18 protein-coding genes are annotated in these 21,776 nt (G+C 40.4%); 3 read left to right on the forward strand and 15 right to left on the reverse strand.

Annotation, left to right across the window (positions count from 1 at the left end):
• Positions 1-386 precede the first annotated feature (386 nt).
• Positions 387-1,112: a head GIN domain-containing protein gene (locus tag C7972_RS10140; RefSeq protein WP_110356042.1), complete on the forward strand. Its 726-nt coding sequence runs from the start codon at positions 387-389 to the stop codon at positions 1,110-1,112.
• Between the two features lie 253 nt (positions 1,113-1,365).
• On the opposite strand, the gene C7972_RS10145 is transcribed toward C7972_RS10140, so the two are convergent.
• On the reverse strand, positions 1,366-2,604 hold the full coding sequence (locus tag C7972_RS10145) for a PAS domain-containing sensor histidine kinase (RefSeq protein WP_258364815.1): 1,239 nt from the start codon (positions 2,602-2,604) through the stop codon (positions 1,366-1,368).
• A 423-nt stretch (positions 2,605-3,027) separates the two neighbouring features.
• Entirely contained in the window at positions 3,028-3,285 is a 258-nt protein-coding gene (locus tag C7972_RS10150) for a hypothetical protein (protein WP_110356043.1), read from the reverse strand.
• Positions 3,286-3,392: 107 nt separating this feature from the next.
• Between C7972_RS10150 and C7972_RS10155 the strand changes: the two genes are divergently transcribed.
• Complete coding sequence (locus tag C7972_RS10155; RefSeq protein ID WP_110356044.1) at positions 3,393-4,136, forward strand: SOS response-associated peptidase; 744 nt, start codon at positions 3,393-3,395, stop codon at positions 4,134-4,136.
• On the opposite strand, the gene C7972_RS10160 is transcribed toward C7972_RS10155, so the two are convergent.
• The 8 genes from C7972_RS10160 to C7972_RS10195 all read right to left on the reverse strand — a co-directional run bounded on the left by C7972_RS10160 (position 4,133) and on the right by C7972_RS10195 (position 12,826).
• Positions 4,133-4,963, reverse strand: a complete 831-nt coding sequence (locus C7972_RS10160) for a phosphotriesterase (RefSeq protein WP_110356045.1) — start codon at positions 4,961-4,963, stop codon at positions 4,133-4,135. The genes C7972_RS10155 and C7972_RS10160 overlap by 4 nt on opposite strands.
• A 277-nt stretch (positions 4,964-5,240) precedes the next feature.
• Entirely contained in the window at positions 5,241-6,098 is an 858-nt protein-coding gene (locus C7972_RS10165; protein WP_110356046.1) for a sugar phosphate isomerase/epimerase, read from the reverse strand.
• A gap of 149 nt (positions 6,099-6,247) precedes the next feature.
• Complete coding sequence (locus C7972_RS10170; protein WP_110356047.1) at positions 6,248-6,793, reverse strand: GNAT family N-acetyltransferase; 546 nt, start codon at positions 6,791-6,793, stop codon at positions 6,248-6,250.
• 191 nt (positions 6,794-6,984) lie between these two features.
• On the reverse strand, positions 6,985-9,195 hold the full coding sequence (locus C7972_RS10175) for a multicopper oxidase family protein (RefSeq protein ID WP_258364816.1): 2,211 nt from the start codon (positions 9,193-9,195) through the stop codon (positions 6,985-6,987).
• A gap of 7 nt (positions 9,196-9,202) precedes the next feature.
• On the reverse strand, positions 9,203-10,063 hold the full coding sequence (locus C7972_RS10180; protein WP_181422854.1) for a DUF3347 domain-containing protein: 861 nt from the start codon (positions 10,061-10,063) through the stop codon (positions 9,203-9,205).
• Between the two features lie 125 nt (positions 10,064-10,188).
• Entirely contained in the window at positions 10,189-10,560 is a 372-nt protein-coding gene (locus C7972_RS10185) for a hypothetical protein (protein WP_110356049.1), read from the reverse strand.
• A gap of 138 nt (positions 10,561-10,698) precedes the next feature.
• Positions 10,699-11,115: an SRPBCC family protein gene (locus C7972_RS10190; protein WP_110356050.1), complete on the reverse strand. Its 417-nt coding sequence runs from the start codon at positions 11,113-11,115 to the stop codon at positions 10,699-10,701.
• A gap of 211 nt (positions 11,116-11,326) precedes the next feature.
• Positions 11,327-12,826, reverse strand: a complete 1,500-nt coding sequence (locus C7972_RS10195) for a YfcC family protein (RefSeq protein WP_110356051.1) — start codon at positions 12,824-12,826, stop codon at positions 11,327-11,329.
• A gap of 716 nt (positions 12,827-13,542) precedes the next feature.
• Between C7972_RS10195 and katG the strand changes: the two genes are divergently transcribed.
• Entirely contained in the window at positions 13,543-15,801 is a 2,259-nt protein-coding gene (katG, locus tag C7972_RS10205) for a catalase/peroxidase HPI (RefSeq protein WP_110356053.1), read from the forward strand.
• 139 nt (positions 15,802-15,940) lie between these two features.
• Here the strand turns inward: katG and C7972_RS10210 are convergent, their stop codons facing one another.
• The 5 genes from C7972_RS10210 to C7972_RS10230 form a co-directional block, all read right to left on the reverse strand.
• On the reverse strand, positions 15,941-18,487 hold the full coding sequence (locus C7972_RS10210) for a phosphocholine-specific phospholipase C (RefSeq protein WP_110356054.1): 2,547 nt from the start codon (positions 18,485-18,487) through the stop codon (positions 15,941-15,943).
• A 212-nt stretch (positions 18,488-18,699) separates the two neighbouring features.
• Positions 18,700-19,368 (reverse strand): FAD-binding oxidoreductase, encoded by a 669-nt coding sequence (locus tag C7972_RS10215; protein WP_110356055.1) that lies wholly within the window; start codon positions 19,366-19,368, stop codon positions 18,700-18,702.
• A gap of 279 nt (positions 19,369-19,647) precedes the next feature.
• Positions 19,648-20,664 carry an L-glyceraldehyde 3-phosphate reductase gene (gene mgrA / locus C7972_RS10220; protein ID WP_110356056.1) on the reverse strand — a complete coding sequence of 339 codons (1,017 nt, stop codon included), beginning with the start codon at positions 20,662-20,664 and terminating at the stop codon, positions 19,648-19,650.
• 226 nt (positions 20,665-20,890) lie between these two features.
• Entirely contained in the window at positions 20,891-21,205 is a 315-nt protein-coding gene (gene rhaM / locus C7972_RS10225) for an L-rhamnose mutarotase (RefSeq protein ID WP_110356057.1), read from the reverse strand.
• A 469-nt stretch (positions 21,206-21,674) separates the two neighbouring features.
• Positions 21,675-21,761: a hypothetical protein gene (locus C7972_RS10230; protein WP_258364821.1), complete on the reverse strand. Its 87-nt coding sequence runs from the start codon at positions 21,759-21,761 to the stop codon at positions 21,675-21,677.
• Between the last annotated feature and the right edge of the window lie 15 nt (positions 21,762-21,776).

Consider the following 21,776-nt stretch of genomic DNA (forward strand, 5'->3'; position numbering starts at 1 on the left):
TGGCCCTATGGGCAAAGGGGAACCTATTAACTTCCACATGATTATGCGATTGTGGACTGTTGATCTTCAACCGACCTTTGTCATCATTATTGATTATAAAAAATATAGTTATGAAAGCTTTTGATAATTACCGAAGAATTCCCTCAGAATCCAAGAAACACGCTTTTTTCTCACAAATTAAATATGGAAAAAGAAGTCAATGGTCGGCCTTAAGACGCTTTACGGCAAACCATTGATAAAAAACACGATAGTTTAAAAAATCTCTAAAAAATAAATAATGAAAAATCCAAGTATTGAATTTTACAGAAGATGTATATACGTCATCTATACTATTTTCCTCATCTATCTACTATTAACGGCTCACAAATAACTAAACAAATAAGGGAATGGCAACGTCATTTAAAATAAATTTTCTCATTGCATTTACCATATTATCAATTTCCTGCGAAAAGGATACTATAACCGTTTCAGAGGATGTAACTTCCAAGGACCATGAATTCTCTGGCTACACTTCCTTAGAGGTTAACGATAACTTTAATATCTATATAAGCTTCTCGGATACTGAAGAGAAATTGCGGGTCGAGGCCAACGATAACCTTCACGAATATATCTTGTTAAACAAGGAAAGCAATAAGTTAACGGTGAAGCTGGACAAGGTTCGAAGAATCAAAGGAAAGGAAACCTTAAATGTGTTTATTACCACCAAAAGTATCAACAATTTTACCATTAAGGGAAATACCACATTGGAACTTGAAGAGCCCTTGGAAACAGATAACATAAAAATGTACCTAAGTGGAAATAGTTTCTTTTCCGGGACCTTGACAGCAGAAAAGCTTGACCTTGTATCCAAAGGAAACTGTATGATAGAACTCTTGGGCAGTGTAAAAAATATGGACATGGATCTAGGTGGTAACTGTGAACTATCAGATTACGACCTAAGTGTTGACAGCTTAAAAATTAATCTTTCCGGTAATAGCAATGCCTATCTAACGGCAAACAACTCTATTTGGATCGATGCCAGCGGAAACAGTGTGTTATCCTATAAGGGCAATGCCACCATTGCACATAAAAAACTTTCCTCTGATTCCAAAATTGTAAAAATGGATAATTGAAGTGTACTTTTATTGGATGTTAATTAATCAGGAAGAATGACCCCTTGCGCCTTTCGGTAAAGAATAATGGAGAAGACCAACAGGTAGCAGGCATTCCTTGGCTACAATAGAACACTCCCTGTACCGTTGTATAATAAGAGGCCTATGCATTTACAATTTCAGTAAAGTGTATAGGCTTCTTCTATGTTGTATTTCTTTAAAAGAAAAAGTAACTACCCCACATCCTATTCCAACCAGTACATTTAATAGATAATCAATTACGAGGTATTGTAAATATAAAATCGCTTCCTTTACCTTCCTCGCTTTCAACCCATATCTTACCCCCTAGCTTTTCAATAAATTCCTTGCACAATACCAATCCAAAACCCGAGCCTTTTTCGTTGAGGGTCCCCGGCAAGGAGGTATTGGTAGCTATACCGAACAAATTCTTAAGGGTTTTTTCATCCATCCCAACACCTGAATCGGAAACTACAATCTTAACGTAATCTTCCTGCTCTATTGCAGAAACCCTTATTTTGCCGCCTGGCCTACTATATTTAATGGCATTGGAAATAAGGTTTCTAATGACAGTCTTCAATATTTTTTTATCGGAATTCACTTCAATTTCATCTGCTGCGTTTACCTCTATGTAAAGGTCTTTCGTCTGGGCCAAGGATGTTGAGAGTTCCAATATTTCATGGATAACAGCAGATACACTTGTTTTTTCTGATTTAAAACTGATTTGACCGGATTGGGATTTTGCCCAATCCAATAAATTTTCAAGTAGAACCAAGGTATTTTTGGCAGTAGTATGTATCAGTCCCAAAGGCACTAGAGCGTTCGAATCTTGCGATTTTGATAACTGTGACTTCAAGATACCGCACAACACCAGGATATTATTAAACGGACTTCTTAAATCGTGGGCAATGATAGAAAACAATTTGTCTTTTGTAGCATTTAGTTCCCTCAATTGAATTTCACTCTCCTTCAAATCTTCCTCTGCCTTTATCCGTTCGGTAATATCGCGTATTACCCCAACCAAAAACTTCTCTCCGTCTTCATCTACAAATCTCGACTTCCTCGTTGAAATAATTTTCTTGTGGCCCTTACTTATGGTTAGCGACTCCTCATTTATATTATCTACACCATCCGTAAGTACCTGCTTATCTATTCGCAAAAAACTCTCCCTCTCATTCGGAGGAACACTTTCGGCTAGTGTCTTTCCTATTATTTTGGTTCTTGGAAGGTTGAACAGATTGCAAAAAGCATCGTTGACCAAGACTAACCTACTCCCCTTGTCCTTTACAAATACGGCATCCCCCATATTGTTGAGAATGGTATTGGCATATTTCTCATTTTCATCCTTTCCCTCTTCACTTTGAAAGGCCAAAAGCGATTTAAGGATTTCATTTTGTTTTTGAAGTTCGGCAATCTGATTTTCCAGTTCGCGACGTGACTTATCCTTTACTCTTTTGATTCGCTTAAAACGGTTATATAAATTATACCAAATCAAATTTTATAATTTTAGGCCATGACTGTAAAACTACGATTTTCATAAATTATAATGATATCAAATTATCATAGTTTTCCACTTTAACGGTTAAAATAAGTTCAACTTATAGTTATGGATGGAGTTATATAAAGATAATATTCCCTATTTCCATTAGTAGTTCAACCATAACAAGACAACTACAGGAGACTTGGACGTATTGCAATTGGGTTTATAGCTGTTCATAGCTACCCCCTTCCCAATATGATGATCCTCCTTGGTCCAATTGGCTTCCGGCAAACAGACGCAAACGAACAGGCATCATGCCGAGAGGCAATGTAATTGCAGCCAGTAACCATGATTCCAGACTCAGGTATCCAGATTCCAATCTCCCTTTTTCTACCTCTCACCACCCAATGCTCAATACACCCCATCTCCTATTAAAATTTATTCCAAAGAAACCCGTTCCCATCCAGCTTCCGGTAGTTCGTAACGATCCAATTTCATGATCTTTCTTATCCCATCATAATACTTGTACACCAGGTACACACAATCATCGGAACTTTCTATATAAAAGAGACCAAGGCGTTTTGGAAAAGGAAGTTTCATCAACTCACATTCCTTGTTCAATTGGTGTGCACCTATCTCCATTAAAAGGCGCTTAATGGCATATCGATCATGATTTCTGTATACAATATTTTTCATTTATTGGAAATAATCCTATTTTATGGATATTTTCCAAAATTACAAATTTTAGATTTTGAAGTCGGACCAAAAAAGTTAAATTCTTAATTTAGGATAAAATTATTCAAATGTGTTTCGGTACTAGGGTAACCACCTCTGCCAAGGAGGTGGAGAAATTTTACAATGTTTCCAAATTAATGGGTAAAACCCCAATTGAGGGGGAGCTTTCCTATCACCATGCCAATGGATGGGCGCATCCGCTATTATGGATCCTTCCACAAGAAAGTAGAAATCACATTACGCCATCCATGTGGGGTATTATGCCACAGAACACTATGGGGGCCGATTATAAAAAATATTATAAGGAGGGCGCCAGGTTTGGAGCCGGACTCAACGCCCAATCCGAAAAGATTTTTGATCATTTTATCTATAGATTCAGTGCCATGACCAAACGATGCATAATACCCGTAAACGGATTTTACGAACCTCACACGGCTCCCAAAAAGTTTAAGGTTCCTTTTTATTTTGAATTAAAAAATGAAGCCCTTATGAGCCTGGCCGGACTTTATACCACCACCAAAGATGGCTACAACACCTTTACTATCCTGACGAAGGCGGCCACTCCCCTCTTCAAGAAAATTCACAATACCAAAAATAGGAGGCCTATTATCTTAAGGGATGAGGATGTGGATGCATGGTTGAACAACGACCTCAATGAAGAAGAAATACGTAATGTAATGGAAGATGATATGGAAGATGCGGCCATAAAGGCCCACCCCATAAGCAAGGACCTATACAATCCTAAAGTTGATTCCAACAGAGCCAATATTATTGAGGAAGTACGATATGAGGAATTGGAAATTGAATATTAACCCTTCATTACCAGACCATAAGCCTTTGCTGGATTATCCGAAAGCAAAAGTGTTATCTCATCCTCTGTAAAGCCATGGCCCCTTAGTGCTGGTAGGAGTTTGGTGAAAATATTAGTATAGGAGGCAATGTTTTGTTGTTCCTTTTGGGGATCGTACCACCCGGCGTCGTGTAATATGAGTATACGATCCAAAATGCCATGATCCCTGGCATAAACCAACTTTTCCAAATGTCTTTCCACATCCCAACCCAATCCGTCCAGGCTTATCCAATAACCCAAAGCCGCAGCCTTTAAATAAGTTTTATTATTATCCTCTGCCTGGGCATGTACCCATATAAAAGACGCTGGGGAAACTCCCATTTTAGTAAGGATCCCCAATTGTGGCCAAAGCCCTATGGCCTTTCCTGTATTGGAGGCAATGGTCAATCCGGTTTTTAAACTAGTTATCGCAGCTGCTATGACCAATTTTTGATGCAGGGTATCCAAAGGGTGGGTAGTATCTACCCCAATCTTGATAAAACCTGGTTTGATACCGGTACCGTCAATACCGTCTTCAAATGCGGCAATCCACTTTTTCGCTAGATTTTCAGCGTATATATTTTCAACATATTTTGGAAGGAATTTATTATTGCGTACACCATATAGCCCCGTATTGCTAATAATCTTCAATCCTGTTTTAACTGCCAGTTTTTCCAGGAGGAGAACATCCCTACCTAAATAGGCAGGAATGGCATTCACAAAATATTGAACCTTATAGTCTTTTAGTTCTTCCAGATAAGTTGTTATCTCAGCAATTACGGCATCCCGATCCCAGGTATGGGACTGAATACTATCGGCCCCAAATAAAAGGTATTAAACCTCAGCGCAGGCCTGCCTTTGTCGGCAGACAGGCCTGTCTGCCGACAAAGGCAGGCCATGAACCCTATAATAGGAATCGACCCTAGGGTCGAGGTATTGAACCTAGATCCCGCCAAAAATGGCGGGATTAGTTCAACTTGCAATTTTAAGTGCGTCTTACCGACTTCTCAAAATTGAGTTTCACTAATAAACACGATTAAAAAAAATAGCAAACGGCATCTTAGCAGTACACCCATTTTTGCATTACCTATTTTATGGCATCCAAAACCCCATTTACATAGCCTACACATTCTGCAAGGCCTGCAAAAACATCCTCGGAATCCTTTTCAAATTCCATGGCCATAACACCCGTATAGTTGATCGCTTTCAAGGCGTTCAATACGGCTGGAATATCAAGAACCCCTCTGCCAAACTCAACCGATTTCCCATCGGCCTCCGACTTGTCAACATCCTTGAGGTGGATATCATATAAGCGGTCTGCGTACATTTCAATGTTTTTCACGGGATCCAGTCCCAATCTTTGTACGTGGCCCACATCTATACACAGACCAATACGTGGGTCGAGCATTTTAATTTTATCGTAAACCACCTCAGGTGTTGGGTACACCTTATCACCCGGGCCATGGTTATGAATGGCCAACTTAATATTGGTCTCCTTAACTTTCATTTCAACCAAAGGCAATAAGTCGTGGTTGGGCACTCCTATGATTACCTTCATTTTGGCCGCTTTGGCATACCTAAAGGCATTTTCAACTTCCTGGGCCGTTTTCATGTAAATGACTCCTCCGCCATAAAGGCCTATTCCTGCCTTCTCAAATTTCGCAGTTATATTTTTAATATCTTCCTCACTACTCTCCAAGGGCATATGCATACTTTTTAGGGCAATCTGCTTAAGATTTAAACGATTGGCCATTGCCAGGGTTTCATCCAAACTAAATTTTCTTGTGGAATAGGATGCCAATCCCAGCGTAAGGCCCCTTGCTTCCGTACCTATATTAGTTATTCCCAAAATATCCCGGAATGGACTAGCGGTCAATACTGAACCAGTGGCCAATAGGCCACCAAGACCTAATGCCTTTAAAAATGAATTTCTTGAATATTGCATGGAATAAGGATTTTAATACTATTATTAATATCGGTACTGTAAGATATAAAATCTTTTGCGTTCTTACCGTTGGCATACTTAAAGTAAGAACATTGTAGCCGTTCCATTCAATTTTACGGAAGACCATTGGCCAATGAAGTATTTACCTCCTAAGGGTTAGGTTGGCAATCCTCCTTATAAATCTCATAAATAACATTCCCCCCATCATCTGGATCCTTCCTTTTTTCATTCCAAATAAATTGATTTTTGATCAACAATTTTTTGGAACTTTCATTTTTATAATTGGTAAAAGCCTCAATTTTATCCAAATGCAATTTATTGAACCCAAAGTCCAACACTTTCATCACAGCCTCATTCATGAGGCCTAAACCTTGAAATTCGGGACTTAGGTCGTATCCCATTTCCGCTGTTTTATAATCTTGGGATAAATTCCACAGACAGATATTTCCAATCATTGCCGGACTGTTCTTCAGGGAAATGCACCATTGGTACAATCGTCCATTGTTTATATCGGTGTTGGTCTTGGCTATAAAGGCAAGTGCCTTTTCCTTAGTTTCTGCGCTCTGTCTATTAACAAACTTATTTACTACCTTATCCGATCGCAAGTAACTGATCATCTCCCAGTCCGTCTCCTCCAACCTCCTTAAGAGAAGTCGGTTCGTTTCCAGTTCCTGAAATTTATCTGCTTTGATCATCTCATAAAGATACAATCTTCTGTTTAGGTTTTGAAGGGTTTACTTCCATAGAATATCTCCGTTTAGGCAACACATATAGCAAAAGCCCTATTTTGTTATATGATTTCAAAATAGGGCATTGGTATTCGTTATTTAAACCACTGACCTATGTTATAAGACAAAAGCCAGTTTTGGTAATTCAATTTGTTGACTCAATAATTTAAGGTAGCACCGAATCCCAATCCCATATCACTATCATAATGGGTGGAAATTCCTAGATTGCGTGTTACGATATACTTAAAACCTGTCATATATTCCTTATCCGTATTTACCATAAAGGCCCATCGTAACCTAGGACTAACCGGAATATCCTCCCTCATCAGTTGAAAACGTATATTCCCGTCCGTAAATACTTCTCCTTGTAAGGTTACCAACAGAGGTAAGGTATATTCAACTCCAAGACTCGCTACGGCCCTGGTATCCTTAGTATTTCCTTGACCAAAAATGTTTTTCTCAACCATTCCCTTTGTTTTCCGGTAGCGCCAATCGAACCCAACAAATGGCATAAACCATTGGTTCTTTCCTATATATCTACCAATATGGGTTTCACTTTCATAGCCATGGTCATCATGATAGCCTAAACGCCATTCCGTTCCAAAACTCCAACGGGCATTTTGCAACATGGCCCTACCATCATTACCGTTGGATGCGAAGTCGTTTTCTACCATAAAATGGAGTTTGTTACTTTCCTCTTGCAACTTTTTGTAGGCCCATTCCTTATTGGGTAGATACGGATTGGAGGTTTGCTTTTCATAGGAAAAAACGCGATTCATTCCTGCCATCATATGATAAAGTATATGGCAGTGAAAAAACCAATCCCCTTCTGCATTTGCCTGAAATTCTATGGTGTCTGTTTCCATAGGCATAATATCCAAGACATTTTTTAAGGGTGCATATTCCTCCTGCCCGTTCAGCACCCTAAAATCATGCCCGTGCAGGTGCATGGGGTGCCTCATCATGGATCCATTGTACAGGGTTATCCTTACATTTTCACCTTTTTTTATCAGGATTTTATCAGTTTCTGAAAGCACTTTATTGTCCATGCTCCAAACATAACGGTTCATATTTCCAGTAAGCTCAAAACGCAATTCCCTTACGGGGGCATCTTTGGGCAAGGTGGTAGGATGTGGTGCTTTCAACATACCATAATTTAGGGTAACCAATTCTACATCGGGTTTCATGGAAAGATTTGCATGGTCCATTTTCCTATTGCCACTACCCGTGACCTCCGGATACATCACCGTGTTCATATCCATTTTCTGAAGGGACATATCCATACCCATATCATCCATGGAACCGTCCATATTCATCATCCCGTTCATCATTTTCATTCCCTCAAAATACTTGAGTTTTGACATTCTACTTTTCAATTGTACAGTACCATTCCCCAAATATATTGAAGCCGAATTCGTACGGTCCTCAGGGGTGGCCAAGAATTCATAGGCCGTATCTTCCTGAGGAATACTAACTACAACATCATAGGTTTCTGAAACACCAATAATTAATCTGTCCACCTCTACCGGTTCCACATCATTTCCATCATTTGCTACAACAGTCATTTTGCCCCCTGCATACGAGAGCCAAAAGTAGGACGAGGCCCCACCATTCGCTATACGTAACCGTACTTTGTCCCCAGCTTTAAATTGGGAAAGTTGGCTTTCATTCTTCCCATTGATAAGAAATTTATCATAATACACATCACTAACGTCCATGGCCAGCATGCGCTTCCATTCATTTTCCAGTTTAGTTTTAAAATGTCCCTTCTTTATTGCCTCTGAATAGCTCTGAACGGTACCTTTTTTAATTCCACCCCAATCATTGGCATTGTGCAACATTCTATGCACATTTTCAGGTTTAATATCGGTCCATTCGCTCAAAATTAGAGGAACTGCAGGTAGGTCGTCTATACCTTTTCTAAACCTAGGATCCGTTTCCTTTTTCTTTATAATCATAGCTCCGTACATTCCTATTTGCTCCTGCATTCCACTATGACTATGGTACCAATGTGTTCCATTTTGAATAATTGGAAAACGATAGGTGTGGGTGGTGTTCGGTGCAATCGGCATTTGCGTCAAAAAAGGTACCCCATCTTCCTTATTGGGCAGATATATTCCGTGCCAATGTAAAGAGGTCCCTTTCCGAAGTTTGTTATGTACCACAATTTCGGCAATATCCCCTTCGGTAAAGGTGAGGGTTGGCATAGGAATCTGCCCATTAACGGCGATAGCTCTTTTGTCCTTGCCTGAAAAATTAACAATGGTGTCCGTTATGGTTAAGTCGTATCTGACTACATTTTGGCCATGCCCAAAAAAGTTGGACAGTATTAGTATCAATACAGCCAAACAATACTTGCTATAGGTCATGTCCATGCTATTTTATAGTTTCCACGATTTTCCCACAACTCAACATTTGAGAGCCATAATATGGGTTTTTGATGACTTCCTCCAAACTAAGCCAACTGCCACCTTTTCCACCATCCGCCATAGGGCAAAATTGATAATACACCGGTGTTTCTGATTTTGAAACCTTAATTACCTCAAACATGTTTTTTGATAAGGACTTAAAATAAACCCGTTGTTTATCCGCGTTCTTAGTTGCCATAATATTTCCTATATCTTGCTTAAGATCTTGCAGTACCTTCATCCAAGCCATATGCACCTCCATTGGAAGTTTATCCATTTCCACTCCTGAAACAGAATTCAAAAGTATTTCAGCTTTGTTGGAAGCCAAGGAGCCATCTGTGTTTACCAAGGCATCCTTAACAGAAAAATAGTGTTCTAAAACAGCTGCAAGCGTATTTTTGTTTTGATTCTCCTGGGCTATGGCTCCATGTTGCATATGGTCTCCTGTCATTATCATCTTATGCATCTGCCTATTATGGGCATCTTTTTTGGCGCGTTCATATTGGCAACATTCCGGCAAGTTGGCATAGGTATCGTCAGGAGCAAAAAAGATATCATTATCATATCCTGCCAATGCAATCCTTTTTACTATTTCCTCTTTGGAAGTGGCAAGACTGTCAAAGGAGATAATTGCCATTTTCGTGTCCTTGTTCCAATCTACATTGGCTTCATTGCTTAGATTACCAGCTTTCTCTATAGCTTTCCCACACATGGCGCAGTTTCCATAGATTTTTACAGATGCTGATTTAAAATTTTTTGTCTGGGCGTTGCTTGCTATAAAAGATAGCAATACGGAAATTACCATCAATATGTTTATTGAATTTTTCATCGTACTAATATTTTGTGAAAAGGAATTCATGAATCCCTTTTCGATTTATAAAAACTAATTATACTAGATATAATATGGGTCCTGACCAGAAATACTAAGACAGACCTATGGCTATTACTAAAAAGTTAACCTATTTTGGGGCGTTGCCAAATGGGGAGATAAACTAATTTTGGAATTTGTTGGATATAAGCCAAATTATTTTCCAATTCAGTATTGAAATTTGAGAATTTCACTTCGAATCCGTTAAAAAAAACAGGCGTATTTACCACAACAGGACAGTGGCACAAATTATGGTTACAGGTTCCTCTACAACCCTCATCCTCTTTATCCGTTTCGGAGTCGCAGCACGACTTATCTTCTGTATGGGTATCCACGCTGTAAGCATCCAAATTTTCAGATTTGGGTTTCTCCACAGTAGTACTACAAGCCCGTACATTGCTAGTTGCAAGAAACAGCAAAAAAACAAGTATTGATAATATGTGGGTTCTGTTGTTCATATTTTACTATGGCAAAGTTACTCAATTATCTTTTTATTAGCTCTAATTTAAGCCGATATCCCATAGTACAATACTACCCAGGTTAAATTGATCTGGGTACTAACCTAAATTACTCGCTAGTAGCAATTTACACCTAAGTTAATTGGACTCCGTATATTTTTTAAAATTATCAAGGATGGCCTGCCAACCTCCTCTTTGCTTTTCAATGGAATTTTCGGTTTCGGCATCAAAGTTAACCTTCACAGTTGTCCTGTGATTTAGTTCGTAGAAAGTGACCTTTGCCTGCCTCCCATCCAGCATGGTATAGGCAAACTGTTTGTTGGGCATCACCTCATCATAAACAGCCTCGAAATCGAAACCAAAACTGCCGTCCTTGGCTTCCATCCTCGACGAATATTTTCCGCCTACCCGCATATCATTGGAGGCATAGGGACAGTGCCAATCGTCCGAAGCAAAATTCCATTTTACAATGTGTTCTGGTTTGGTGTAATACCCCCAAACCTTATCCACTCCATCGGAAATGGTCACTTGGACCATTATTTTTGTCTTTTCCATTGCTGTTTTATTTTTTTCGATATAATCATTACACAAATGCAGGGTTTTTCATTACGTCAACTCCAACCATTCTTGTAGGAGTTAAGAATTCCGGGGGAATTGATAACTGGCAGGTACAGCCAAACCATTATCCTCGATTAAAGTTAATTATTTACCCTTTGATTTTTGTAAAAACTTGAAGGGTAATCTTAAAAATCCGTGGTTTTTTTATTTAATTGGTATACACTGAAATGGTCAATAAAATCATCGTAGTGAGTACCAATACAAGTACAAGGGGAATTACAAACCTCATCCATTTATTAAACCCTATTTGTACAATGGCCAGGGCGGCCAGGATCAAACCTGTTGGGTTGATCAAATAAAACAGGCCCATACCGTATTGATACGTGTCCACAATTATTTCCCTCCCTATATTTACAGTATCCGCCAAAGGCGAAAAAATAGGCATGGTCAGTACCGCCATACCTGAGGAAGATGGCATAAAAAACGATAATCCTCCATAAACAAAGAGCATTACATTGGCGAATACACCTTTATGCATACCTTCGGTAAAGTTACTGGCATAAAACAAAATCGTATCACTGATCAATCCGTCTTCCATCAAGATGGTTACCCCCCTTGCAATCCCCACAATAAAAGCCACACTAAGCAAATCGGCAGCTCCCTTGGCAAAGGCGTCCACAAATTCGCTTTCCTTAATTCTCGCAATAAACCCAATGACAATGGCCCCGACCAAAAATGTTGCCGTCATTTCCACGAACCACCAATCCAAAAGGGATACTCCAATGATCATAACAATGAACGATAAGGAGAACACAAGGGTGATGAGGCGTAATCTGTTGGTGAATTTCACATTGGTATCCATTGTCCCCATACCGAAAAGCTTTTCCATACGCTCCTTTTGATCATAAATAAGGGATTTGGAAGGATCGTCCTTTACACGCTTGGCATACCTAAGGATATAAAGAATGGTGATGGTGGTACATAGCAGCAGCATAATGATACGATTATTGAGTCCCGTGGTCCAATTTATTCCTGCGGCATCAGAAGCTATAATGGTAGCAAACGGATTTACGGTAGAACACATAGAACCAATTCCTGAACCCAGAAACACACAACCAAGACCAACCATAGCATCATATTTGGCCGCCAGGAATACGGGGATTAAAATGGGATAGAACGCCATGGTTTCCTCTGCCAGTCCAAAAGTGGTCCCCCCCAGGGCAATCAGCGCGGTTACAGCAATGATTAAAATATATTCCCTCCCCTTAAGTACTTTGGCCATCCAGGCAATTCCAGCATTGAAAGCACCTGTTAGGTTCATAATGCCGATGAGCCCACCTATTATAAGGATTAAAAAAATAATGTCGGCCGCGGCTATGATCCCCTTAATGGGTGATTGCACCAAGGCGGCGAAACCTTGGGGCTGAGCTTTCATTTCTTTATAGGTATTGGGAATCCCAATAGGTTTATAGATATCGCCATTGGTGAATTTTTCTATTGGAATTTTAATGCCCAACTCTTGCAAAGTCGCCTGTGTTGCAGGTAAAACAACACTTTCTTCCATGCTTATTTTAGTAAAACTATTGTCTTTGGCATCATATGCCAGACTATCGTACTTGCCGGCAGGAACAAGCCATGTTAATAGGGCCACCATTACAGCGATAAGGATAAGAATGGTCTGGGCTGTTGGAAACTTTAATTTATTCATATTTGGTCATGGTCTAAATATTGGTATCAATATAAGTCACCTAATTTTAATTTATATTTTGAGCATTGAATATTGTTCATGGATTTACTTTCTGCAAGAGGTAAAAATTTCTTCGGAGCACACCTTTAACAGCTGTTTTTCGATTCATTTTTCCTCCTTTGGATTATCCAAAAATAGACCACATGACACCTACTTAGATTTACATCCGTTGCACGGAAGCTAGAGGTTACAAAGGCCGTTTCATGTACTTCCATACTATTGCCATCCATTATGGTGCAATAAAAGGTATTAAACCTCAGGGCAGGGCCCGAACCCAATAATAGGAATCGACCCTAGGGTCCAGGTATTGAACCTAGATCCCGCCGAAAAAGGCGGGATTAGTTCAACTTGCAATTTTAAGTGCGTCTTACTGACTTCTCAAAATTGAGTTTCACTAATAAATCTTAGAACGACAATTACAATTGACATTGAATTATAAATCTGTAACATTTAAAGTTATTAAATCTTTTATTTTCATCTAAAAATTATTTTCTATCTGAGCTTAATTTGATCTATCCATTGTAAAATTCTACCAAGGGAGTTAAAGCCCTGCCTGTATTGGGCCATAAGTTTTCCCTAACACCTATAAGTTTTATTGATGAATATTTAAAATCCATCAGAAAAAATTATTGTAAATTTAAGGATGAACTAATCCAAAACCTATAAAACTATATAAAATGGAAAATAAATCACATTCAAGCCCATCCTCAAACGGAAAAGTATGGGATGTAAACGAGTCAAGCGCACAATGCCCTTTTTTAAATGGCGAATTGCATCAAGTAGCGGGTGGAGGTACCAGCAACCGCGAATGGTGGCCAAATCAATTAAAGTTAAATATACTGCGTCAAAATTCTTCATTGGTGGATCCTATGGAGCCCGATTTCAATTATGCCGAAGAGTTTAAAAAGCTGGATCTGGCAGCAGTAAAGAACGACCTCTACAAATTAATGACGACAAGTCAGGATTGGTGGCCTGCAGATTACGGCCATTATGGCCCTTTCTTTATCCGTATGGCCTGGCATAGTGCCGGAACCTATCGTATACAAGATGGTCGTGGTGGTGCCGGTTCCGGGTCACAACGCTTTGCCCCCTTAAATAGTTGGCCGGACAATGCCAACCTGGACAAGGCGCGTTTATTGCTATGGCCTGTAAAAAAGAAATATGGCAAGAAGTTATCGTGGGCCGATCTATTGATATTGGCCGGAAATTGTGCTCACGAGTCCATGGGATTAAAAATGTTTGGTTTCGCTGGAGGCCGTGAGGATATATGGGAATCCGAACAAGATGTATATTGGGGTTCGGAAACGGAATGGCTGGGAAACAAGGAACGTTATTCCGAAAACGGGGAATTGGAAACTCCTCTTGGAGCTGCCCACATGGGATTGATTTATGTAAACCCGGAAGGTCATAATGGCAATCCGGATCCTGTTGAGTCCGCACATTATATACGGGATACATTTGGTCGTATGGCAATGAACGATTATGAAACAGTAGCACTTATAGCGGGGGGACACACTTTTGGCAAAACCCATGGTGCCGCAGATCCTACCAAATATGTGGAAGCAGAGCCTGCAGCGGCAGGTATTGAAGCGCAAGGCCTAGGATGGAAGAACAACTACGGGACCGGCAAGGGTGCCGATACCATTACCAGTGGTATAGAAGGCGCCTGGACCAATACTCCCACAAAATGGAGCAATACCTTCTTTGAAAATCTTTTTGGCTACGAATGGGAACTGACCAAGAGTCCTGCTGGAGCACACCAATGGAAACCTAAAAACAATGCTGGTGCCGGTACGGTGCCTGATGCCCACAATCCAGAGGTAAAGCATGCTCCCTTTATGTTGACCACGGACCTTTCGCTGCGGATGGATCCGGCCTATGAGAAAATATCAAGGCATTTTTTGGAAAATCCTGAAGAGTTTGCCGATGCCTATTCACGTGCCTGGTTCAAATTGGTTCACCGCGATATGGGGCCAGTATCACGTTATCTTGGTCCAGAAGTACCCAAAGAACAATTGATTTGGCAAGATCCTGTACCCGCCGTAGATCATGAATTGATCAATGATAGGGATATGGCCGATCTGAAATCCAAAATTTTGGCAACTGGCCTTTCCATTGCCCAATTGGCCTCTACCGCCTGGGCCTCCGCCTCTACTTTTAGGGGATCCGACAAGCGAGGGGGTGCCAATGGAGCACGTGTGCGATTGGCGCCACAAAGAAATTGGAGGGTAAACAACCCCGAGCAATTGGCCCAAGTTCTGAATACGTTGGAGGCCATACAAAAAGAATTCAATGCCGCACAATCCGGAAATAAAAGGGTTTCCTTGGCAGACCTTATTGTTTTGGCAGGAAACGCCGCTATAGAGAATGCTGCAAAGAATGCCGGAAAGATCGTGAAGGTTCCTTTTTCCCCTGGTCGTACCGACGCAAGTCAGGAGCAAACCGATCTGGAATCTTTTGAACCCCTTGAACCACGTGCCGATGGTTTTAGAAACTATGTAAAGGACACTTACGAGGTAACAGCGGAGGAATTACTTGTGGACAAATCCCAATTATTGACCTTGACCGCTCCCGAAATGACTGTACTCCTTGGCGGGATGCGGGTTCTTAACACCAATTTTGACGGGTCCCAGCACGGGGTCTTCACCAAACGCCCTGGTGCTTTGACCAACGATTTCTTTGTAAATTTATTGGATATGGATACCACTTGGAAGGCCATTTCAGATGACCAAAACATCTTTGAGGGATATAGCCGCAAAACAGGCCAACGTCAATGGACCGGGACCCGTGCCGATCTTATTTTTGGATCCAATTCCGAATTACGAGCCATTGCCGAAGTTTATGCCTGCGAAGATTCAGGGGACAAGTTTGTGAAGGATTTTGTAGCCGCTTGGACCAAGGTGATGAATCTTGATAGATTTGACCTTGTAAACTAAGACATAAGATTAAGGAAATCATTTCCTGAGCAAAACCACAGGAAGATTTATACAAACAGTGAAATTGATTAAAAAATCCCATCCTAAAATTCAGGATGGGATTTTTATTTTAAAACCTTAAGTACAAATCACAGGTAAGCTAAGAAACAACTCTTCCCATAAAGGGATCGCTCTTGGACGCTTTCCCAGTTTCTACCCTCCCTGCGTATCTCCTTACAAAACCAGAATATTCTGCAAGCTGCACCGAAAAATCATACCATCCATAACTTTTGGAACTATTGACCACCATGGTCCCTACCGTACCCTTTTTGATCTGAATTTTTTGTTCAGGATTACCATAGGCATGGTCTATCACTATAATATCGATATCCTTTTTCTTGGAAGTATTGGTAATTTGAATCTCTATATTGCCCGATAACTTTTTTATCAATCCCCTCTTTTTTTGATAACCACAACTTAATTGCAATTCCGGATCGGAGACAGCCCCCATAAATTCCCTAAAAAAACCATTGGGACCATATACCCTTAAATGGTATTCTCCGCCCTCAAAATGGTCCAGAGGCCATTCATAATCCAGATTATCACCCTTCCCTACTGCAAAGGGCCATGTTTGTACAGGCAAAAATTGCAAATCACCACTAGGAGATTCCTGTTTATAGTTTCCTGGGGCATATACATTAAAAGGTGCTCCCTTGGCCGAATCACCAAAAAATGCGTCGGCAGCCTTAAACTGAATACGAAACGAGTTTTTATCCGCATGCAAGTGTCCATCTACGTATAACTCGTAGGGCAATGCACAGGAATCCCTAATTCCAGGTTCCTGTTGTGGCATAAACGAATTCTTATAAAGATCCCTTTTGGCATTGGCTATATCATCACCGGTCAGAGGCTTAAAGTCATTGGGTAATCCCTTAAAGCTGGCATTGTAGACCTCCTGCATAAAATGGTTGCGTTCTATAGCTTTGGGAATGGTGTAATGCTCCCCGTTATAAGGCCTAAAGGCAGAGGTTAAATTGCTACTAATGGCCCTGCGCCAACTACTAATATTGGTTTCCTTTACAACTTTGCCCGTTTTTTTCTGTATCAGCTCTTCCAAGAACATTAAGGTAGAAGTTATGTCGCACACCTCAGAGTTGACCCATCCGCCTTTACTCCATGGTGAGGCTACTACCATTGGAACCCTATACCCCAGTCCCATTGGACTTTCCCTAGGATCCTCCGGATCCATATCTTTTTTTGCCATCTCCTGTTCCAAAGTGGCATACTCCTCCGAGGTATCCAACCCTTTGGTGAAATTCTTGGTATGCTTGGGATTGGGGGCTACAAAAGGAGGTATATGATCAAAATACCCATCGTTCTCGTCATAGGTTAGCACAAAAATCGTTTTCTTCCATACCTCAGGATTTTTGGTGAGGATGTCCAGTACTTCGGAGACATACCATGCCCCGTACCAGGGAGCACTCGGATGGTCCGAAAATTTCTGAGGCGCCGCCAACCAGGAAACGGTTGGTAATTTCCCTTGGTCCACATCTTGTCTAAATTGGTGCAGGATATCTCCCTTGGGTACCTTTAAGGTGCGCTGCACACTATTATCATTATAGCTAAGTTCCTCTATCTTATGATAATCAGGATCTCCAATATTGGTGGTAAAGGCCTTCTGGTGAAGGTTTTTTTGAAAATCCGAAAGTTTTTCAAAATCATTGGAATTCCAGGTTTTAAGAACCTCTTTGATTTGTTCCAGTTGCTGTCTTTTTTTTTGCAATTCTTTTAAATGCTCGGCCTTCCTTTCCTCTTTTTGCTTGTCCAACCCCTTTTCCAAAACCTCTATTTCCGACGGCAACTCCTTGAGCCTCCCTTTTATATATTTTTGAAAACCGGAGCTATATCTAACATTATATTGAGAGAACCACTCTAGGTTGTTATCGGTAAAATTGGCCAACAGGGATGCATCTTCCACATCGGTCGGCAAACTGATCTCGTTCTGATAAACCCTCCAAGAAATGCCATTTTCTTCCAGTCTTTCCGGATAGGTTTTCCAACTGGCCTCACTATTATAGCTTACCTCAGAATTTCGGACGCAAGGTCTATTGCCTTCTGTATCGAAAGATTTACCAGTCCAAAAATAACTTCTATTGGTGGTGGTTCCTGTGAGCGCCGAGCAAAAATGCTGATCAAATACGGTAAAGGCATCGGCCAAGGCATAATAGAAAGGTAGGTCTTCACGGTTATAATGGCCTAAGGTAAGTGGCATATTTCCGTATTCCTTATCCGCCTTCTTGGCTACGAGCCATTGGTCGTATTTTCCATTATTACGGGCATCTACCTGACTTTCCCAATTATGGGGTAAATCTCCCATCCAAGTGGCCTGGGTCTCCTTCAGGTTCAAGCGGAATGGCACATAGGTTTCCCCGTCCTTATTACTTTGTAGCCATACAGGTATTTTGTTCGGCAATGAAATGGCCCTTGGATCATTAAAGCCCCTAACTCCTTGCAAAGTTCCAAAGCAGTGATCAAACGAACGGTTTTCCTGCATTAGAAAGACCACATGCTCGGCGTCTTTAAAGGTAGTTCCATTTTCGGGGTCAATTTCCAAGGCACGTTGAATGGAGGGTGGCAGACTTGCCGTTAAGCCCACTCCTCCGGCCAACATACTTGCCTTCTTTAAAAAATCCCTTCTGGTATCCATAATATATTTATTGGTTTAAGTTTTGTGCGTATAAAAAAAGCATTTAAATATAGCCTTTTTACTTTTTTATTAAATGTTTTCCAGGTGTAAATTCCCGTTGCCCGTAATGGAGTACATCTCACTATGTTAAAAAATAATCCAAGGTATCTTTCACAAAAACAAACAATAAATATGGATTCTAAAATGAATTGCCATATCGGCGAAATAATCCATCATTTTTCAATGATGACGGTCTCCGCTGTGGCGCCGAGATCCAATAGTAGTTCGGTGATATTTTGTACAAATTTTTTAGGACCACATAAATAAAAGTTCTGGCCAAAATCGACTATATTTTCAATAAGGAATTTTCTATCTATCCTATTTCCCCTAAATCCCACCACATTTTCGCGGGTAAATATTTTTATAAAACTACCATCCAGCATCTTTTGCAATTCTTCTTCCATAATAACATCTTCCGACGTTTTATTGGAATAAATCAATTTATTGCCATGTAGGTTCTTATGGGTATATAAATGTCTAAATATGGATATAAAGGGGGTAATGCCAGCTCCCCCGGCAATAAATACACCAGGCCCCTTATATTGTATTGCCCCAAAGGCTTCATGAAGAATAAGTTCCGCCCCGGCGTGGGTGCGTCCCAACATTTTGGTCACCCCTTCATGATCATTATAGATCTTGATCATGAATTCCAGGAACCCATGCTCCCTTATGGAGGTAAAGGTAAAGGGCCTCGATTGGTCTTTCCACTCGGGCAGATTAATGGCGACCTCGGTTGCCTGTCCCGGAATAAAATCATAACCCGCAGGTCTTTCCACCACAAAACGTTTTACATCATGGGTAATATAATGTGCCTCCAAAATCTTAACAATATGTTGCTTCATTGATTATAAACAGTGCTAATTTAATTACAGGGATCAAGTTAATAAAAAGTATTAAACCTCAGAGCAATCCTGCCGACAAAGGCAAGCCCTGAACCCAATAATAGAAATCGACCCTAGCGTCGAGGTCTTGAACCGAGATCCCGCCGAAAAAGGCGGGATTAGTTCAACTTGCAATTTTAAGTGCGTCTTACGGACTTCTCAAAATTGAGTTTCACTAATAAAATATATGTTCTTCGGCCCAATCCAATGTAGACAGACCCAATAAACAAAAATTCCCTATTACCCCAAAATACTTTCTATCTCCTTTAGTTCTGTTTCACTAAATTTAATATTTTTGAGAGCTTCCAAATTATCCAGCAGTTGTTCTGTTCTACTCACACCAACGAGAACGGTAGAAATCCTTGGATCTTTCAGTAACCAGGCAATGGCCATTTGGGCTAGGCTTTGGCCACGCTTCCCTGCCAGTTTATTGAGTCGACCTACCTTGTTCAAAACTTCCGGTGTAATCTGGTCTTCCTTCAAATAACGGCCATCCTTGCTTGCCCTACTATCTTTTGGAATACCCTCTAGATATTTCTTGGTCAACACGCCCTGTGACAATGGAGAGAATGCAATGGAGCCTATCCCCTCTTCTTTTAACACATCAAGCAATCCATCTTCCACCCAACGATCGAACATATTATATCTAGGTTGGTGGATCAATAATGGCGTGCCCAAGTCCTTCATGATTTTCGCCGCCTTGGACGTAAGTTCCGCAGGATACTGGGAAATACCCGCATAAAGCGCCTTCCCTCTTTGTACCAAATGATGCAAGGCTCCCATGGTCTCTTCCAAAGGTGTGTCCGGATCCGGTCTATGGTGGTAAAAAATATCAACATAATCCAGTCCCATTCTTTGAAGACTTTGATCGGCCGAGGCAATCAAATATTTGCGTGACCCAAAATTACCATAGGGTCCCGGCCACATATCCCAACCCGCTTTACTGGAAATAATAAGTTCGTCCCGATAGGGTTGAAAATCCTTTTTAAAAATGCGTCCAAAATTTTCTTCAGCAGCGCCGTACGGGGGACCATAGTTATTGGCTAGATCAAAATGGGTTATCCCATTATCGAAGGCACAGCGCAAAAGATTGCGGCCCATCTCCAAATTGTCGGTATGGCCAAAATTATGCCAAAGCCCCAACGAAATTAAGGGCAAAAGAATACCACTGTTTCCACAGCGACGGTATTGCATGGTATCGTAACGTTTATCATTGGCCTTATATAGGCCAGGATCGAAAGAGTCGTTTATTTTCATTTTGCTATAATTATCTTATGAATTTGAATAGAGCCCTAAGTTAGCAAATCTTTTAAGTTTGGGAAGACCTTGTAGAGTAATGGTAAATAATACTATGCCTTTCTTTTGGTTATTTCTTGGCAACAAAAATTCCATCCATACCGGCCTAAGGCCCGGTGTGGTCCATTTATTACGGTATGGACAAGGGCATAACAATATTCCCTGTTTGCCAAACCTATTTTTAACTTTACTTCAAATGGAAGACCTCATCTAAATCTGACGAGAGTGGACTGTTGTCTTCATTGGTCTCCATGAGGTCTGCCATATGTGCCCACCAATCCTGACATATTTGGGTATTGGCTATGGCATTCCACTTTTCTTCCGATTCCAATTCTGCATAACCAAACAATATATGGCTTTCACTATCAAAAAAAATGCTGTAATTGTGAACCCCATGTATATTTAGCACCTCTTCCAACTCCTTCCATATTGGATTGTGTCTTTGCATATATGCTTTAATACTGTTAGGATAGAGTTTCATTTTAAATGCCTTTCTCATCATGATTATTTTCTTATGGGGTTAGTGCAATCAAATTATAACCAATGGGGACCTTTACAAATTTAAACCATGAGGTAGACAAATGTATCCTGCACAGTACTGCTATTGTAAATGACAAGTACCTCAAAACTATAAAAGCAAACTGTAACCCTATTAGCGGGAGACATTCGTGAACGATGTTTTTAACCCTTGTTTTCCATTATAACAGACTTAATAGTATTGCCGAAGGCCGTTCCCTTATAACCCAAGCAGGATTAACCATAAGAATAATTATGGTACCAAATAAAGTTTACTCCAATTAGGATGGGTCATGATTAGTTCATTCAGGCTTATTCTTCCCCTTAAACAAATAAAGAGGTCGTCTAAAAACTAATTAGGCGACCTTTTATTTTTCGGTTTTTCTGATATTATTTTGAACTTGCCTTGTTGATCAGGTAATTTTAGAGGTTAGCTTAATGGGGCAAAGCGATTCCTACATTGCCAAGCTCACTTTTTTAAGGTTATGTGCCATTGCAATGAGCCCTATTTCCGTTTCCACCTTATCAAGACCTCTTAGCATGAACCTTTTAAAGTT

Source organism: Arenibacter sp. ARW7G5Y1 (assembly GCF_003201775.1).
Taxonomy (GTDB): domain Bacteria; phylum Bacteroidota; class Bacteroidia; order Flavobacteriales; family Flavobacteriaceae; genus Arenibacter.

Coding starts and splice junctions, on each gene's coding strand:
- C7972_RS10140 (WP_110356042.1), top strand. CDS start 387: ATGGCAACGTCATTTAAAATAAATTTTCTCATTGCATTTACCATATTA.
- C7972_RS10150 (WP_110356043.1), bottom strand. CDS start 3,285: ATGAAAAATATTGTATACAGAAATCATGATCGATATGCCATTAAGCGC.
- C7972_RS10155 (WP_110356044.1), top strand. CDS start 3,393: ATGTGTTTCGGTACTAGGGTAACCACCTCTGCCAAGGAGGTGGAGAAA.
- C7972_RS10165 (WP_110356046.1), bottom strand. CDS start 6,098: ATGCAATATTCAAGAAATTCATTTTTAAAGGCATTAGGTCTTGGTGGC.
- C7972_RS10170 (WP_110356047.1), bottom strand. CDS start 6,793: ATGATCAAAGCAGATAAATTTCAGGAACTGGAAACGAACCGACTTCTC.
- C7972_RS10175 (WP_258364816.1), bottom strand. CDS start 9,195: ATGACCTATAGCAAGTATTGTTTGGCTGTATTGATACTAATACTGTCC.
- C7972_RS10180 (WP_181422854.1), bottom strand. CDS start 10,063: ATGAAAAATTCAATAAACATATTGATGGTAATTTCCGTATTGCTATCT.
- C7972_RS10185 (WP_110356049.1), bottom strand. CDS start 10,560: ATGAACAACAGAACCCACATATTATCAATACTTGTTTTTTTGCTGTTT.
- C7972_RS10190 (WP_110356050.1), bottom strand. CDS start 11,115: ATGGAAAAGACAAAAATAATGGTCCAAGTGACCATTTCCGATGGAGTG.
- C7972_RS10195 (WP_110356051.1), bottom strand. CDS start 12,826: ATGAATAAATTAAAGTTTCCAACAGCCCAGACCATTCTTATCCTTATC.
- katG (WP_110356053.1), top strand. CDS start 13,543: ATGGAAAATAAATCACATTCAAGCCCATCCTCAAACGGAAAAGTATGG.
- C7972_RS10210 (WP_110356054.1), bottom strand. CDS start 18,487: ATGGATACCAGAAGGGATTTTTTAAAGAAGGCAAGTATGTTGGCCGGA.
- C7972_RS10215 (WP_110356055.1), bottom strand. CDS start 19,368: ATGAAGCAACATATTGTTAAGATTTTGGAGGCACATTATATTACCCAT.
- mgrA (WP_110356056.1), bottom strand. CDS start 20,664: ATGAAAATAAACGACTCTTTCGATCCTGGCCTATATAAGGCCAATGAT.
- rhaM (WP_110356057.1), bottom strand. CDS start 21,205: ATGATGAGAAAGGCATTTAAAATGAAACTCTATCCTAACAGTATTAAA.
- C7972_RS10230 (WP_258364821.1), bottom strand. CDS start 21,761: ATGCTAAGAGGTCTTGATAAGGTGGAAACGGAAATAGGGCTCATTGCA.